This is a genomic window from Plantactinospora sp. WMMB782, assembly GCF_049179135.1.
Lineage (GTDB): Bacteria > Actinomycetota > Actinomycetes > Mycobacteriales > Micromonosporaceae > Plantactinospora.
In genome coordinates, this window is record NZ_JBMHMC010000007.1 from 412,613 (window position 1) to 427,504 (window position 14,892).

12 protein-coding genes are annotated in these 14,892 nt (G+C 73.3%); 7 read left to right on the forward strand and 5 right to left on the reverse strand.

What is annotated here, in order from left to right; all coding sequences use genetic code 11:
- Positions 1 to 14 precede the first annotated feature (14 nt).
- Positions 15 to 1,616 (forward strand): leucyl aminopeptidase, encoded by a 1,602-nt coding sequence (locus ACN28A_RS03725; protein ID WP_421392318.1) that lies wholly within the window; start codon positions 15 to 17, stop codon positions 1,614 to 1,616.
- Between the two features lie 184 nt (positions 1,617 to 1,800).
- Here the strand turns inward: ACN28A_RS03725 and ACN28A_RS03730 are convergent, their stop codons facing one another.
- Positions 1,801 to 2,127: a hypothetical protein gene (locus ACN28A_RS03730; protein ID WP_421392321.1), complete on the reverse strand. Its 327-nt coding sequence runs from the start codon at positions 2,125 to 2,127 to the stop codon at positions 1,801 to 1,803.
- A 269-nt stretch (positions 2,128 to 2,396) separates the two neighbouring features.
- Between ACN28A_RS03730 and lpdA the strand changes: the two genes are divergently transcribed.
- The 3 genes from lpdA to ACN28A_RS03745 all read left to right on the forward strand — a co-directional run bounded on the left by lpdA (position 2,397) and on the right by ACN28A_RS03745 (position 6,932).
- Positions 2,397 to 3,785, forward strand: coding sequence for a dihydrolipoyl dehydrogenase (gene lpdA, locus ACN28A_RS03735; protein ID WP_421392323.1), 1,389 nt, complete (start codon positions 2,397 to 2,399; stop codon positions 3,783 to 3,785).
- Positions 3,786 to 3,856: 71 nt separating this feature from the next.
- On the forward strand, positions 3,857 to 5,722 hold the full coding sequence (gene sucB, locus ACN28A_RS03740; RefSeq protein WP_421392325.1) for a 2-oxoglutarate dehydrogenase, E2 component, dihydrolipoamide succinyltransferase: 1,866 nt from the start codon (positions 3,857 to 3,859) through the stop codon (positions 5,720 to 5,722).
- A 307-nt stretch (positions 5,723 to 6,029) separates the two neighbouring features.
- On the forward strand, positions 6,030 to 6,932 hold the full coding sequence (locus ACN28A_RS03745) for a TIGR01777 family oxidoreductase (RefSeq protein WP_421392327.1): 903 nt from the start codon (positions 6,030 to 6,032) through the stop codon (positions 6,930 to 6,932).
- Positions 6,933 to 7,022: 90 nt separating this feature from the next.
- Here ACN28A_RS03745 and ACN28A_RS03750 read toward each other — a convergent pair whose 3' ends face one another.
- Positions 7,023 to 7,415: an SCO5389 family protein gene (locus tag ACN28A_RS03750; protein ID WP_421392329.1), complete on the reverse strand. Its 393-nt coding sequence runs from the start codon at positions 7,413 to 7,415 to the stop codon at positions 7,023 to 7,025.
- Between the two features lie 76 nt (positions 7,416 to 7,491).
- Positions 7,492 to 8,469: an ATP-binding protein gene (locus tag ACN28A_RS03755; RefSeq protein ID WP_421392331.1), complete on the reverse strand. Its 978-nt coding sequence runs from the start codon at positions 8,467 to 8,469 to the stop codon at positions 7,492 to 7,494.
- 117 nt (positions 8,470 to 8,586) lie between these two features.
- Here ACN28A_RS03755 and ACN28A_RS03760 point away from each other — a divergent pair, with 117 nt between their 5' ends.
- Complete coding sequence (locus ACN28A_RS03760; protein ID WP_421392333.1) at positions 8,587 to 10,431, forward strand: DUF2079 domain-containing protein; 1,845 nt, start codon at positions 8,587 to 8,589, stop codon at positions 10,429 to 10,431.
- 44 nt (positions 10,432 to 10,475) lie between these two features.
- Here the strand turns inward: ACN28A_RS03760 and ACN28A_RS03765 are convergent, their stop codons facing one another.
- Positions 10,476 to 10,961, reverse strand: a complete 486-nt coding sequence (locus ACN28A_RS03765; protein WP_421392336.1) for a hypothetical protein — start codon at positions 10,959 to 10,961, stop codon at positions 10,476 to 10,478.
- 158 nt (positions 10,962 to 11,119) lie between these two features.
- Between ACN28A_RS03765 and lipB the strand changes: the two genes are divergently transcribed.
- Positions 11,120 to 11,776 (forward strand): lipoyl(octanoyl) transferase LipB, encoded by a 657-nt coding sequence (gene lipB, locus ACN28A_RS03770; protein ID WP_421392338.1) that lies wholly within the window; start codon positions 11,120 to 11,122, stop codon positions 11,774 to 11,776.
- A 50-nt stretch (positions 11,777 to 11,826) separates the two neighbouring features.
- Here lipB and aspS read toward each other — a convergent pair whose 3' ends face one another.
- Positions 11,827 to 13,164 carry an aspartate--tRNA(Asn) ligase gene (gene aspS / locus ACN28A_RS03775; protein ID WP_421392340.1) on the reverse strand — a complete coding sequence of 446 codons (1,338 nt, stop codon included), beginning with the start codon at positions 13,162 to 13,164 and terminating at the stop codon, positions 11,827 to 11,829.
- Between the two features lie 530 nt (positions 13,165 to 13,694).
- Here aspS and ACN28A_RS03780 point away from each other — a divergent pair.
- Entirely contained in the window at positions 13,695 to 14,798 is a 1,104-nt protein-coding gene (locus tag ACN28A_RS03780) for a lipoyl synthase (RefSeq protein ID WP_421392342.1), read from the forward strand.
- Positions 14,799 to 14,892: the final 94 nt, after the last annotated feature.

Sequence of the window (14,892 nt, forward strand, 5' to 3'; positions counted from 1 at the left end):
TCCGGAGCCGCGCAGTGACATCGCCCAGCACCAGCCTCAGCCTGGTCGACACCGACCCCGCCGAACTCGCCGTCGACGCAGTCGTCATCGGCCTGCACAGCCAGACGGTGGAGGCGACGGAATCCGTCGCCGGCTTCGCCGGGACCCTGCTGCTCGCGACCGGTGCGGAGAGCATCGCCGCGGCGTTCGACGGCCGGCTGACGGAGACCCTGGCGCTGCTGGGCGCGACCGGCAGTCCCGGCGAGGTGGTCAAACTGGCCACCCTGGGCACCGTCAGCGCGCCGCTGGTCGCCGCCGTCGGGCTCGGCCCCGAGCCGACCGGTGCCGCCCCGGCCCCGGAGACGCTGCGCCGGGCCGCCGCCTCGGCCGTCCGGGCGCTGGCCGGCGCCGAGCGGGTCGCGCTGACCCTTCCGCTGCCCGACGACGAGGACGCCCCGGCCGCGCTGCGGGCCGCCGCCGAGGGTGCGCTGCTCGGGGCGTACCGGTTCGCCGGGTACAAGACCCGGCCGCAGCCGACCCGCCGCCCGGCGGTGGCCTCGGTCGCGGTGCACGTGCCGGACGCCGCCGACGAGCGGGCCCGGGCGGAGATCGCCCGGGCCGGCGTGGTGGCCCGGGCGGTGGCCCGGACCCGGGACTGGGTGAACACGGCACCCAACGAGCTGCGCCCGCCGTCCTTCGCCGACTCGGTGGCGGCCGCCGCCCGGGAGGTGGGGCTCGGCGTGGAGGTCCTGGACGAGCAGGCGCTGGCCGACGGCGGCTACGGCGGCATCCTGGCCGTCGGGCTCGGCTCGGCGGCCCCGCCCCGGCTGGTGAAGCTCTCCTACGACCCGGCCACGGCGGGTTCGAACGGGTCGGCCGGTTCGAACGGGTCGGTGCGGCGGCTCGCGCTGGTCGGCAAGGGGATCACCTTCGACACCGGCGGTGTGTCGATCAAACCGTCCCAGGGCATGTGGGAGATGAAGTCCGACATGGCCGGCGCGGCGGCGGTCGCCGCCACCATGCTGGCGGTCGCCGAACTGAAGCCGGCGGTGGCGGTGACGGGGTACCTGCCGATGGCCGAGAACATGCCGTCGGCGACCGCGTACCGGCCGGGTGACGTGGTGACGATGTACAACGGCAAGCGGGTCGAGGTGCTGAACACCGATGCCGAGGGCCGGATGGTGCTCGGCGACGCGATGGCGCGGGCCTGCGAGGACGGCTGCGACTACCTGGTGGAGACCTCCACGCTCACCGGCGGCCAGGTGGTCGCGCTGGGCAAGCGGGTGGCCGGGGTGATGGGCAGCACCGAGCTGTGCCGGCGGGTCCAGCAGGCCGGCGACGCGGCCGGCGAGCCGACCTGGCCGATGCCGCTGCCGGACGACGTCCGGAAGGGAATGGACTCCGAGGTCGCGGACATCTCCCAGGTGCACGCGTCGATGGACCGGGCCGGGCACATGCTCCAGGGCGGGGTCTTCCTGCGCGAGTTCGTCGCCGACGAGGTGCCCTGGGCGCACATCGACATCGCCGGGCCGAGCTACCACTCGGGCGAGGCGACCGGGTACTGGACCAAGGGCGGCACCGGGGTGCCGGTGCGTACCCTGCTGGAGCTGGTCGACGACATCGCCGCCAACGACTGACGCCGACGCCCCGCCGACCCCGTACGAACGGGGTCGGCGGGAGCTGGCCTGCCCTGGCCTGAGCGGGCTGGCCGGCGGGCTCGGGCGGTCAGCCGGCCGCCCGGGCCGTCAGCCGATGGTGGCCGTCAGTCGATGGTGGCCGTCAGTCGATGGTGGCCGTCAGTCGACGGTGCTGGGGTGGTGGTCAGCCGGCGGCGCGGCGCTTGCGGCGCTCGTTGAAGTCGCGCATCCGCTGCGGATAGCCGACCAGCCGCACGTCGTAGACCGGGATCGCCATCTTGTGCGCGAACCGCCGGGCGCCGTCCGGGCCGTCGATCCGGCGCCGGGTCCACTCCCCGTCGTGGGCGATCAGCATGACGGTGGTCTCGGTCACGGTCGTCCGAGGCTCGATGAACGCCTCGACCCCGCGCTTCGACCGGACGAACTGTTCAAGATGGTCGAGGTCCGCACGGCTTGCGGGACGATCACCCGCGGCGACGACCACCTTCTTGCGTCGGCGAAACCAGGCCAACCCGACCCTCTCCTCCCCGGCACTGCCGCCCCGCGACGAAACTGGCGACTTGGGCAAGCGTACGTCCCGTCGACGTGTCCTTGGGCACCTCGGTACGCGGCCCGCTGCCACTAGTGACAAGATGACCGAGGTGGGCGCTCCCCGGTCCCGACTCCGGCGCTCGGAGAGAAGTCCACGCCCCGCCGGCCGGAAGATCCCGGTCGGAGGCGGCGGTATGCCCGGTTGACCGGCATCACCCTCGTAGCAGCGACGCGACCTGGGAGTTAACTGTGAGCGAGCCGAACGGCGGAACGTTCGACGTCGTCATCCTCGGAGGTGGCAGCGGCGGGTACGCGGCGGCGCTGCGCGCCGTACAGCTCGACCTGTCGGTAGCGCTGATCGAGAAGGGCAAGCTCGGCGGCACCTGCCTGCACAACGGCTGCATCCCGACCAAGGCGCTGCTGCACGCGGCCGAGATCGCCGACCAGACCCGCGAGTCGGCGCAGTTCGGCGTCAAGGCGGAGCTGGTCGGCATCGACATGGCCGGCGTCAACGCCTACAAGGACGCGGTGATCGCCCGGCTCTACAAGGGCCTGCAAGGCATGATCAAGAGCGCCAAGATCAACGTAGTGGAGGGTGAGGGCAAGCTTGTCTCCCCGGACACCGTCGAGGTGAACGGTGCCCGCTACACCGGCCGGAACGTCATCCTGGCCAGCGGCTCGTACGCCCGTACCCTGCCCGGCCTGGAGGTCGACGGCGAGCGGGTGATCACCAGCGACCACGCGCTGACCCTGGACCGGGTGCCGACCTCGGCGATCGTGCTCGGCGGTGGCGTGATCGGTGTCGAGTTCGCCAGTGTCTGGAAGTCCTTCGGCGTCGACGTCACGATCATCGAGGCGCTGCCCCGGCTGGTCGCCGCCGAGGACGAGGAGTCCTCCAAGGCGTTGGAGCGGGCGTTCCGCAAGCGCGGCATCGCCTTCAAGACCGGCAAGCGGTTCGAGAAGGTGGAGCACACCGAGTCCGGCGTCCGGGTCACCATCGAAGGCGGCGACACCGTCGAGGCGGAGCTGCTGCTGGTCGCGGTCGGCCGCGGTCCGAACACCGCGAACCTCGGCTACGAGGAGCAGGGCGTCAAGCTCGACCGGGGCTTCGTGGTCACCGACGAGCGGCTGCGCACCGGGGTGCCGAACGTGTACGCCGTCGGCGACATCGTGCCCGGCCTCCAGCTCGCGCACCGGGGCTTCCAGCAGGGCATCTTCGTGGCCGAGGAGATCGCCGGCCAGAACCCCGCCGTGATCGACGAGAACGGCATCCCCCGGGTCACCTACTCCGACCCGGAGCTGGCCTCGGTCGGGCTCACCGAGGCCCGGGCCAAGGAGCAGTACGGTGCCGACAAGGTGAAGACCTACAACTACAACCTCGGTGGCAACGGCAAGAGCCAGATCCTCAAGACGGCCGGCTTCGTCAAGCTGGTCCGAGTCGACGACGGTCCCGTGGTCGGCCTGCACCTGGTGGGTGCCCGGGTCGGCGAGCTGGTCGGCGAGGCGCAGCTCATCTTCAACTGGGAGGCGTACCCGGCCGAGGTGGCGCAGCTCGTCCACGCCCACCCCACCCAGAGCGAGGCACTCGGCGAGGCCCACCTGGCCCTGGCCGGCAAGCCGCTGCACGCACACGCCTGACCACGAAATCTCCGCGCCGCCCGGCGACCAACCGGGCCAGGATCGCACAGGCCACGAAGGAGTCTTGAAAGATGCCGGTATCGGTCACCATGCCCCGGCTGGGCGAGAGCGTCACTGAGGGCACCGTCACCCGGTGGCTCAAGCAGGAGGGCGACCGGGTCGAGGTCGACGAGCCCCTGCTCGAGGTCTCCACCGACAAGGTCGACACCGAGATCCCCTCCCCGGCAGCCGGCGTGCTGGCCCGGATCGTGGTGAGCGAGGACGAGACCGCCGAGGTCGGCAGCGAGCTGGCGGTGATCGACGGCGACGGCGAGTCGGGCGACGGGGCCGCACCGGCCCAGCCGGAGCAGGCCGAGGCCGAGGCCGAGCCCGCGCAGGCGGCCGGGGCCGAGCCGGCGGAGGCCGCCCCGCAGGCCGAGGCGGAGCCCTCCGACCAGCAGGAGCGGGCCGAGCAGCCGGAGCCGGAGACGGTCTCGGCGCAGACCGCGCCGGCCGGCGACTCGGGCACCGTGCTGAAGATGCCGGCGCTGGGCGAGAGCGTCACCGAGGGTACGGTGACCCGCTGGCTCAAGGAGATCGGCGACACCGTCGAGGCCGACGAGCCGCTGGTCGAGGTCTCCACCGACAAGGTGGACACCGAGATCCCCTCCCCGGTCGGCGGCACCCTGCTGGAGATCCGGGTCGGTCAGGACGAGACCGCCCCGGTCGGCGCCGACCTGGCGGTGATCGGCGCCCCCGGCGGCGCCGCACCGGCCGCCGAGCCGGAGCAGCAGCCCGAACCGGAGCAGAAGCCGGAGCCCAAGGCTGAGAAGCCGGCCGCCGAGCCGGAGCCGAAGGCTGAGAAGCCGGCCGCCGAGCCCGCGAAGGCGGCGGCGGAGCCGGCCGGTGCGTCGTACCAGACCCCGGCGCCGGAGACCGAGCGCTCGGAGCAGCCGGCCCGGACCGAGCAGGCCGCCCAGCCGGCTTCGCGGGGCGCGGCGGGCACGCCGGCTCCTGCGCCGTCCGGCGAGAACGGTGCCGGCTACGTCACCCCGCTGGTCCGCAAGCTCGCCAGCGACCAGGGCGTCGACCTCGCCACGGTCAGCGGTACCGGGGTCGGTGGCCGGATCCGCAAGCAGGACGTACTCGAGGCGGCGGAGCGGGCCCGCGCGGCCGCACAGGCCCCGACCGCGCCGGCCGCCGCTCCGGCCGCCAAGGCCGAGCCGAGCCCGCTGCGGGGCAGCACCCAGAAGCTGCCCCGGATCCGCGCGGTGATCGCCAGGCGGATGCAGGAGTCGCTGCACGAGATGGCGCAGCTCACCACGGTCGTCGAGGTGGACGTCACCCGGATCGCCCGGCTGCGGGCGCAGGCCAAGGAGAGCTTCCTGCAGCGGCACGGGGTCAAGCTGTCGTTCCTGCCGTTCTTCGCGCTGGCCGCCGTGGAGGCGTTGCAGACCTACCCGGTGGTCAACGCCCGGATGGACCTCGAAGGTGGCACGATCACCTATCCGGAGGCCGAGCACCTGGGCATCGCGGTGGACACCGAGCGCGGCCTGATGGTGCCGGTGATCCACAACGCCGGTGACCTGAACCTGGCCGGGATCGCCCGCCGGGTCGCCGACCTGGCCGAGCGGACCCGGACCAACAAGATCAGCCCGGACGAGATCGCCGGGGCCACCTTCACGCTGACCAACACCGGCAGCCGGGGCGCGCTCTTCGACACCCCGATCGTGCCGGCGCCGCAGTCGGCGATGCTCGGCACCGGTGCGGTGGTGAAGCGCCCGATGGTGGTCAACGACCCGCAGCTCGGCGAGGTCATCGCGGCGCGTTCGATGATCTACCTGGCTCTCTCCTACGACCACCGGCTGGTCGACGGCGCCGACGCCGCCCGGTTCCTGACCGCGATCAAGGAGCGGCTGGAGGCCGGCCAGTTCGAGGCCGAACTCGGGCTCTCCTGAGTCGCAGCGATCGCACCGCGTGGGGCGTCCGGCCGACGGCCGGACGCCCCGCGCGGCATTTCCGCCGGTACCCGTCGGCGGCGCCCGCCGGTCCCTGCCGATGGTGTCGACGCCCGCCGATGCCCGCCGTCGGTGTCGGTGTCGGCATCGGCAGCGATGTCGGCATCGGCATCGGCGACGCCCGCCAGTGCCCGCCGACGCCGCCCTGCCGGCCGTTCCCGACCACAGCCGGCGACGCGGGCAGGGCACCGGCCCCGATCGGGGTGCGATCCGGGCCGCGCCGGGCGGAATGGGCGAAGATACGAGGATGCGAATCCTGATCGCCGGTGCGTCCGGCTGGCTCGGCACCCGCCTGACCGACCGGCTCCGGGCGGCAGGTCACGACGTCGTCCGGCTGGTCCGGCGCCCCGCCCGAGGTGCCGACGAGGTGCGCTGGGATCCCGCCGCCGGCCAACTCGACCCGGCGGCGCTGGCCGGCGCCGGTGCGGCGGTGAACCTGGCCGGCGCCAACATCGGCGACCGGCGCTGGACCCAGGGTTTCAAGGAGGTACTCCGGTCCAGCCGGGTCGACAGCACCGGCACCCTGGCCCGGGCGCTCGCCGCGCTACCCGTCGAACAGCGTCCCCGGGTGCTGTTGAACGGCTCGGCGATCGGCTGGTACGGCGACACCGGCGACCGCCCGGTCGAGGAGGGTGAGCCGGCCGGCGACGGCTTCATGGCCGACCTGTGCCGGGTCTGGGAGGCGGCGACCGCCCCGGCCGAGCAGGCCGGGGTACGCGTGGTGCGGCTGCGTACCGGCCTGCCGCTGGAGCACACCGGCGGGCTGCTCAAGCCACAGCTGCTGCCGTACCGGCTCGGCATCGCGGGCAAGTTCGGCAGTGGCCGGCAGTGGATTCCGTGGATCTCGATGGCCGACTGGTTGGCGGCGACGACCTTCCTGCTGGACCGCGAGGACATCGCCGGCCCGGTGAACGTGGTCGGGCCGGCGCCGGTGACGAACGCCGAGTTCACCAGGGAGCTGGGCCGGCTGCTGCACCGGCCGACGGTGATGCCGGTGCCCGCGGTCGCGCTGCGGGTCCTGCTCGGCGAGATGTCGGTCGAGCCGCTGCGCAGCCTCCGGGTGATGCCCGGGGTGCTGAACCGGGCCGGCTTCGAGTTCCGGCATCCCGACCTGCGCAGCGCGCTGGAAGCGGCCCTGCCCGTCCGCTGAGCCCACCCCGGCGGTGGTGCCGCAGTGCGGGCTGGTGGCGGCGGTGGCGCGGGGCCCGCCCGCTGGTCGGACGGACCCCGCGCCGGCCGGTCAGCAGTCCCGCAGTTCCGGGGACTGGTTGCGGATCTGGGCCAGCGGCGAGACGAACCGCTGGTACGTCGTCCCGCCGACCGCCCCGAGCCGGAACGCGGCCACCCGGTGGCAGTTCTGGAACGCGAGGCGTACCCCGAAGTGGCGTTCCAGTCCGCCCCGGATGGCGTCGCTGGCCAGCGCCCGGAGCAGCTGACCGCGTTCCGCCTCGCTCGGCGGCGGTACGGCGTGGTCGGCGTAGTCGGCCGTGCCCGCGTGGACCCGGGCCGAGACCTCGGAGACCACCGCCCAGGCGTACGGCAGGGACCGCCGGACACAGTCGACGAACTCCTGGTCGTCGAGCTGGCCGGCCTCGGCCCGTTCGAGCAGTGCGGTGGGTACGTCCAGGGACATCTTGCTCCTCCAGTCGTGGATTCGACCCGGGCCGGACGACCCGGACCGGCGGTGCGACCCAGCCGGGCGGCGGCGGTCAGTGCACCGGGGCCTGCGGGCCGGGTACGTAGTCGGGGTCCACCTGGCCGGCCAGGTCCTCGCCGACCCGGTCGTTGGCCCAGGCGAGGGCGTTGCGCCTGTGGAACTCGACCGCGTGCCGCCGGAAGGTGGCCCAGTCCTGCACCTGGGCGTCGACGGTGGCCCGGAGCAGGTCGAGCGCGGCCCGGTTGGCCGGTTCCAGGGCGTGCACCGGGGCCGGCGCGCCCCGTTCGGCGCTCCGGACGTAGTCGGAGCGGGTCAGCCAGGTGAGCAGGTCGGCGCCGACGTGCTGGCGCAGGAACTCGACGTCGGAGGAGTCGTCGACCTTGTTGCCGACCACGTGCACCCGAATGCCGTACTCGCGGGCGTAGCCGGCGTACTGCCGGTAGACGCCAACGCTGCGCAGCGTCGGTTCGCAGACCAGGAAGGTGGCGTCGAACCGGGTGAACAGCCCGGAGGCGAACGAGTCGGCCCCGGCGGTCATGTCCACCACGACGTACTCCCCCGGGCCGTCGGTCAGGTGGTTGAGCAGCAGTTCCACCGCGCCGACCTTGCTGTGGTAGCAGGAGACCCCGAGGTCGTCGTTGCCGAACGGGCCGGTCACGGCGAGCCGCACTCCGGCCACCTCGCGGACCACCGCCGCGTACACCGGGTTGTCGCCGTCGACCGGCAGCAGCCGGGAGCCCCGGCCGGGCGGGGTGGTCTTGACCATCGCCGCGGCCGAGGAGATCCGGGGGTTGTCGCCGCGCAGGTACTCCTTGATCTCCGGAAGGTGGTCGCCGAGCGTCGGCAGCCGGGCCGCCTCCGCCTCGGTGGCGCCGAGCGCGGTCCCGAGGTGCTGGTTGATGTCGGCGTCGATGGCGAGCAGCGGCGGCGGGCCGCCGCCGGCCGGGTCGGCTGCGGCAAGGTGCCGGGCGAAGAGGGCGGCCAGGGTGGTCTTGCCACTGCCGCCCTTGCCGACGAACGAGATTTTCACGGTACGGGTCCTCCGGTGCACTCTGCGACGTTAATCCAATTGGAAATCATTTCCACGTGATCAGTCAAGCTGACCGCTTCCTCGGCGTGTCGGGGCCGGGTTGGTAACCTCCGGCCCGTGCCGCTCTCCCCGCCCGCGCTCGCCGGGCCGACCTCGCCCCCGTCGCCGTCGCCCTCCGGTGCCGGGCGGAGCCGCCGCCGGACCGACCTGCTCGTCGCGCTTGTCGCGATCGTCGGCGCGGGCTGGGTCACCAGCGGACTCTGGCTCGACCCGAACGGGCGGGCGATCACCGTCAACTCCAGCGACCAGGCCCTCTTCGAATGGCTGCTCGCGTACGGCGCACACGCCCTCACCCACGGGCAGAACCCGTTCTTCACCGACCTGGTGAACGTGCCGGACGGGGTCAACCTGGCCGTCAACACCTCGGTCACCGTCTACGCCGTCGTCTTCGCCCCGCTCACCTACACCGTCGGCGCCCCGGCCACCTTCCTGGTGATCCTCACCGGCAACATCGCCGCCACCGCCTACGGCTGGTACTGGCTGCTCTCCCGCAAACTCGTCCGGAACACGTCGGCGGCCGTCCTCGGCGGGCTGTCCATCGGCTTCGCGCCCGGTCTCGTCGCGCACGCCAACGCGCACCTGAACTGGAGCGCCGGCTGGGTCGTCCCGATGCTGCTCTGGGGCGTACTCCGGCTGCGCCAGCCCGGCCGGTGGCTACGGAACGGGCTGCTGCTCGGGCTGCTGGTCGCGGTCGCCTTCTCGATCGCCGCCGAGGGACTCTTCTTCACCGCGCTGGCCTGCGCGGTCTTCTTCGGCACCTGGGCCCTCGACCGGCACCGCCGGGCCGAGGCACGGGCCGCGCTGCCGGACTTCCTGCGCGGGCTCGGCGTCACCGCACTCGTGGCGTTCGCGCTGCTGTCGTACCCGCTGTGGCTGCACTTCCTCGGCCCGCAGCGGTTCCACGGCACCGGCTTCGACCCGGTTATCCACGCCGAGGACATCGCCGCGTACGGGGCGTACCCGCAACGGTCCCTGGCCGGTGAACTCGGGCTGGGCACCTCGCTGGCGCCGAACCCGACCGAGGAGAACTCCTTCCTCGGGCTGCCCCTGCTGGTCCTGGCCGTGATCTGCTTCGTGGTGCTGTGCCGGCGCGCCGATCCGGCCCGCCGGGCCACGCTGCGGGCGATCGGGGTGACCACACTCGTCTTCGCCGTGCTCTCCTGGGGCCCCCGGGTGAAGATCTTCGGTACCCACACCGACGTGCCGCTGCCGTACGCCCTGCTCGGGCACCTGCCGGTGTTCAACGCCGCCCTGCCGTCCCGGCTCGCCCTGGTGGTCGGACCACTGGTCGGGCTGCTGCTGGCACACACCGTCGACCTGCTCCGCGCCAATCCGCTCTCGCCGCGCGGGAGAGCCGGCTGGGTCGCCGGCTTCGCCGTGGCACTGCTGCCGCTGCTGCCGGTGCCACTGCTCACCAGCGCCCGGGAGCCGATCCCGGAGTTCATCACCGCCGGCACCTGGCGGCAGTACGTCTCCCCCGGCGGGACGCTCACCCCGCTGCCGCTCACCCTCGACCTGGCTCCGGACGGGCAACGCTGGCAGGCGTACGCGCTGAGCCACCGGCAGGGCGAGTTCGGCATCCCGTCCGGGTTCTTCCTCGGGCCGGGCGGGCCGGACGGCCGGGGCCGGATCGGGCCGGTGCCCCGGGCCACGGACGCGCTGCTGATGCGGGTGGCCGAGACCGGCGAACGGCCGGTGATCACCGACGCCGACCGGGCCGCCGCCCGAGCCGACCTGCGCTACTGGCGGGTCGAGGCGGTGGTGCTGGCCGACCGGGTACACGGCGCGAAGTTCCCGATCCACGCCGACGCGCTGCTCGACGTCACCACCGCACTGCTCGGCCCGCCGGAACGGGTCGCCGACGTCCACCTCTGGCGCCTGACGCCGGAGCGCACCTTGTGATCAGGTAGCAGCCGGCCTGCTCTGGCCGGCCGGCTGCTACCTGATCACATGACAGCCGGATGTGCCGCAAGGATGCCGAGGGTGAAGGCGGTGGCGACGAGAGCGAGCATCAGCACCGCGACCCGGCGGAACCGGCTGGCGAGTGCCGGCAGTTCGGCCGGCAGGGCGAAGACCCGGCGCGGCCAGCCCCGCCAGGAGACCCACCAGAACAGGCCGGTCGCGGAAGCCAGCAGTACCGCCTTGGCGGCGACCAGCACCCACCAGCCGGCCGACCGCTCCCCGGTCAGCAGCACCAGGCCGAGCCCGCTGCCCCAGAGCACCCCGAGCAGCCCGACCACCGGCCACCGGTTGCCGTGCGCCAACACCCGCTGCGCGTCCTCCACCCGCTGCGCGTTCTCCAGCCGGTCGGCGCCGTCGAGCATCCTGGGCAGTTTCGGCGCCACCACGAAGAGGCTGTACGCCATCGAGCCCAGCCAGAGCGCCGAGACCCCGACGTGCAGCAGGATCGTCATGATCAGCAACGTCTCCATCGGGGCATCATCCCCGCCCCGCGCCCGGCCGGCGCACCCGTGAGCCAGTCAGGAGCCCGGTCGGCTCAGCGGTGAGCCCTGCCACGAGGGCTGTCGGCTCAGCGGTGAGCCCTGCCACGAAGCGGAGCGACTCGCCGGTAGCGAACTAAGCTGGAGCGGTGACCAGCACTGTTGCCGGGTTGACAAGCGTCCGGCTCGGGACCGTCGACTATCTGGCGGCCTGGGACGAGCAACGTCGGGTGCACGAGGCGGTGGTCGCCGGAGAGCGGCCGGACACCGTACTCCTGCTCGAACATCCCGACGTCTACACCGCGGGCAAGCGTACCGAGCCCTGGGATCGGCCGATGGACGGTACGCCGGTGATCGACGTCGACCGGGGCGGCAAGATCACTTGGCACGGGCCGGGTCAGCTCGTCGGCTATCCGATCCTCAAGCTTCCCGGTGCGGACACCGGGCTGCCGGTGGACGTCGTCGCCTTCGTCCGGCGTACCGAGCAACTGCTGCTCGACGTCTGCGCCGACCTCGGACTGACAAGCGTGATGCTCGTCGAGGGGCGCAGCGGCGTCTGGGTGCCCGCCGACGAGCGCGGGCCGGAACGCAAGGTGGCCGCCATCGGCATCCGGGTGGCCCGGGGCGTGACCCAGCACGGGTTCTCGATCAACTGCGACTGCGACCTGGGCGCGTACGACCGGATCGTCGCCTGCGGGCTGCGCGACGTCGGCGTCACCTCGCTCAGCGCCGAACTGGGCCGCCCGGTCACCGTCGCCGAGGTCCTCCCGGTGGTCGAACGCCACCTCGCCACCCTGCTCCCCTGAGCCCTCCCGCAGGCTGCGGCGGCAGCCGGATCTGGCTGCGAACCACGCCGTCAGGGGTCGAGGCGGTGCAGGTCGCGGGGAAAGGCGGTGACCTCGCGGACATTGGTGGCCCCGAGCAGCCGGGCGACCATCCGCTCCAGGCCGATCGCGAAGCCGCCGTGCGGAGGCATGCCGTGCCGGAACGCGTCCAGGTAACCGGCGTACGGCTCGATCGGCTCGCCCCGCTGCGCGAGCGCGGCGAGATAGTCCGCGTAGCGGTGCAACCGCTGCCCACCGGTGACCAGCTCCACCCCCCGGAACAGCAGGTCGAACCCGTTCGAGTACGCCGCCCGCCGCGGCACACCGGCCCGGCCGTCGCCGGGGGCGGGGCGGGTCACCGGCCCGCCGGACGGCGCGTCGTCGGTGGCGGGGTGGGTGTAGAAGGGGCGCTTGGCCAGCGGATAGCCGGTGACGAAGAGGAAGTCGGAGCCGTGCCCGGCCCGCGCCCAGTCGCCGAGCGCCCGCTCGTGCGCCGGGGCGAGGTCGGGCTCGTCCGGCGACGCCCCCGCGATCGCCAGCGCCTCGGCGAAGTGCACCGCCGGAATCTCCTCCGGCACGACCGGAATCCGCGCGGGTGGGTTCGGGTGGTCCGCGAGCCGGTCCAGCATCCCGGCGAGTACGTCGCGGAGCAGCCGCATCACGTCCCGGTGGTCGGTGACGAAGCCGAACTCGACATCCAGCGAGGTGTACTGCGCCAGGTGCCGGGTGGTGTCGTGTGGCTCGGCCCGGAACACCGGCCCGACCTCGTAGACCCGTTCCAGCACCCCCACCAGCATCTGCTTGTAGAACTGCGGGGACTGGGCGAGATAGCCGGGCCGGCCGAAGTAGTCCAGGGCGAAGACGTTCGCGCCGCTCTCGGTGGCGGCGGCGACGATCTTCGGGGTGTGCACCTCGACGAAGCCGAGCCCGTCGAGGGTGGCCCGGAAGCCGGAGACCAGTGCGGCCGAGATCCGCAGTGCCGCCGAGCGGCTGGGATGCCGCAACGCCACCGCCGCGTGGTCGAGCTGGGTGGGCAGGGCCGCGGTCAGCTCCGGGCGGTACACGTCGAACGGCGGCGGCACGGCGGGGTCGCCGAGTGGGCGTACCGTCGGGTCGACCAGTTCGGCCCCGGCGGGCGCGGCGGGGTTGCCGACCGCCCGGCCGGTCACCTCGACCACCGACTCCTCGGGCAGCTCGGCCAGCCGGGCCCGCAGGCCGGCGTCGGTCACCACCACCTGGGCCAGCCCGGCGGCGTCCCGCAGGATCAGGAACGTCACCGACTTGAGCTGCCGGCGGCGGTGTACCCAGCCGGCGACGGTCACCGTGCTGCCGACCCGCGCGGGAAGGGACGTGGAGAGGATCCGTGGCACCTGCGTGCACCCCTGTCGTGTGTCGCGGCACGTCCCAGGCGGAACGCGCCGGCAAGGCCCCGGGGGATGTGGGCGAGCGGGTACTCGCGGTGCCACCACATCTTCACCACCGGCAGGAACACGGCCGGCGGCCTCGTTCGCGGCCTCTGACGCGGGCCGGTCGGCGGGTTCTACCAGGCGTCGGTACGCCGTTCTTCCCGCAGCTCGGGAGGGTCTTCCCAGCCCGGTCGGAGATCACCTTCCAGCGGCGGTGACTCTCTGGACTCCGGTGGTCGGGCTGGTACTCGGCTCCGTCGACGCTCTGCCCGGGAGGTTAGCCGGACCCGCCGCCACCCCGACAACACATTTTCCGGGATACGCCGCGGGTTCCGGGATACGCCGCGGCCTCGCCCGATCGGGCGACGGGCGACGGGCGACGGGCGACGGGCGACGGGCGACGGGCGACGGCGTGAGTGGTATCACCTGGTCCGGCACGTGAGTCCGGTCGCTGCCGGTCGATCGGTCGAAGCCTGGCGCGTAGGCTCGGATTCGTGACCATCCAGCACTCCGCGCCATCCCCCGCCGCCGGAGCCGGAGGAGTGAGCGTCGTGACCGCACCGGAGATCCGTACCGGCCATCCCGTCGCGCCGGAGGGGCGCCGGCTGCTGCGGGTCGAGGCCCGCAACGCCGCGACGCCGATCGAGCGCAAGCCGCCGTGGATCAAGGTCAAGGCGAAGATGGGCCCCGAGTACACCCAGCTCCGTGGCCTGGTCTCCCGGGAGGGGCTGCACACCGTCTGCCAGGAGGCCGGCTGTCCCAACATCTACGAGTGCTGGGAAGACCGCGAGGCGACCTTCCTGATCGGCGGTGACCAGTGCACCCGCCGGTGCGACTTCTGCCAGATCGACACCGGCAAGCCGGCCGACTTCGACGCCGACGAGCCGCGCCGGGTCGCCGAGTCGGTGGTCGCGATGGGGCTGCGGTACGCCACCGTCACCGGGGTGGCCCGGGACGACCTGCCGGACGGCGGTGCCTGGCTCTACGCCGAGACGGTCCGGCAGATCCACGCGCTGACCCGCCGGGACGGCGTCGGTGGCGCCCCGGCCGCCGACGGGGTCGCCCCGGCCGCCGACGGCACCCTGGACGGGCTGTCGCACTGCGGGGTCGAGCTGCTGATCCCGGACTTCACCGGCAACCCGGACCAGCTCGCCGAGGTCTTCGGCGCCCGCCCCGAGGTGCTGGCGCACAACGTCGAGACGGTGCCCCGGATCTTCAAGCGGATCCGGCCCGCGTTCCGCTACGAGCGCTCGCTCGACGTGCTCACCCAGGCCCGCGCCGCCGGGCTGGTGACGAAGTCCAACCTGATCCTCGGGCTCGGCGAGGAGCGTGCCGAGATCTCCCAGGCGCTGCGCGACCTGCACGCGGCCGGCTGCGAGCTGGTGACAATCACGCAGTACCTGCGCCCGACGCCCCGGCACCACCCGGTCGAGCGGTGGGTGCGCCCGGAGGAGTTCGTGGAGCTGCGCGAGGAGGCCGAGGAGATCGGCTTCGCCGGGGTGCTGAGCGGGCCGCTGGTGCGCTCGTCCTACCGGGCCGGCCGGCTCTACCGGCAGGCCGTCGAGGCGCGCGAGCTGCCGGCAACCGCCACCAGGTAGGGCAGGACCAGAACCTTCGGGTACGCCGGAACGGCGGTCCGCCACCGTCCCTCGCCGCCCTTACCCGGCTCGTGCACGCTCGACCTCGGCAGGC

Excerpts from the sequence above, each read along its gene's own strand:
- ACN28A_RS03745 (WP_421392327.1), top strand. The coding sequence starts at position 6,030 with ATGCGAATCCTGATCGCCGGTGCGTCCGGCTGGCTCGGCACCCGCCTG.
- ACN28A_RS03750 (WP_421392329.1), bottom strand. The coding sequence starts at position 7,415 with ATGTCCCTGGACGTACCCACCGCACTGCTCGAACGGGCCGAGGCCGGC.
- sucB (WP_421392325.1), top strand. The coding sequence starts at position 3,857 with ATGCCGGTATCGGTCACCATGCCCCGGCTGGGCGAGAGCGTCACTGAG.
- ACN28A_RS03765 (WP_421392336.1), bottom strand. The coding sequence starts at position 10,961 with ATGGAGACGTTGCTGATCATGACGATCCTGCTGCACGTCGGGGTCTCG.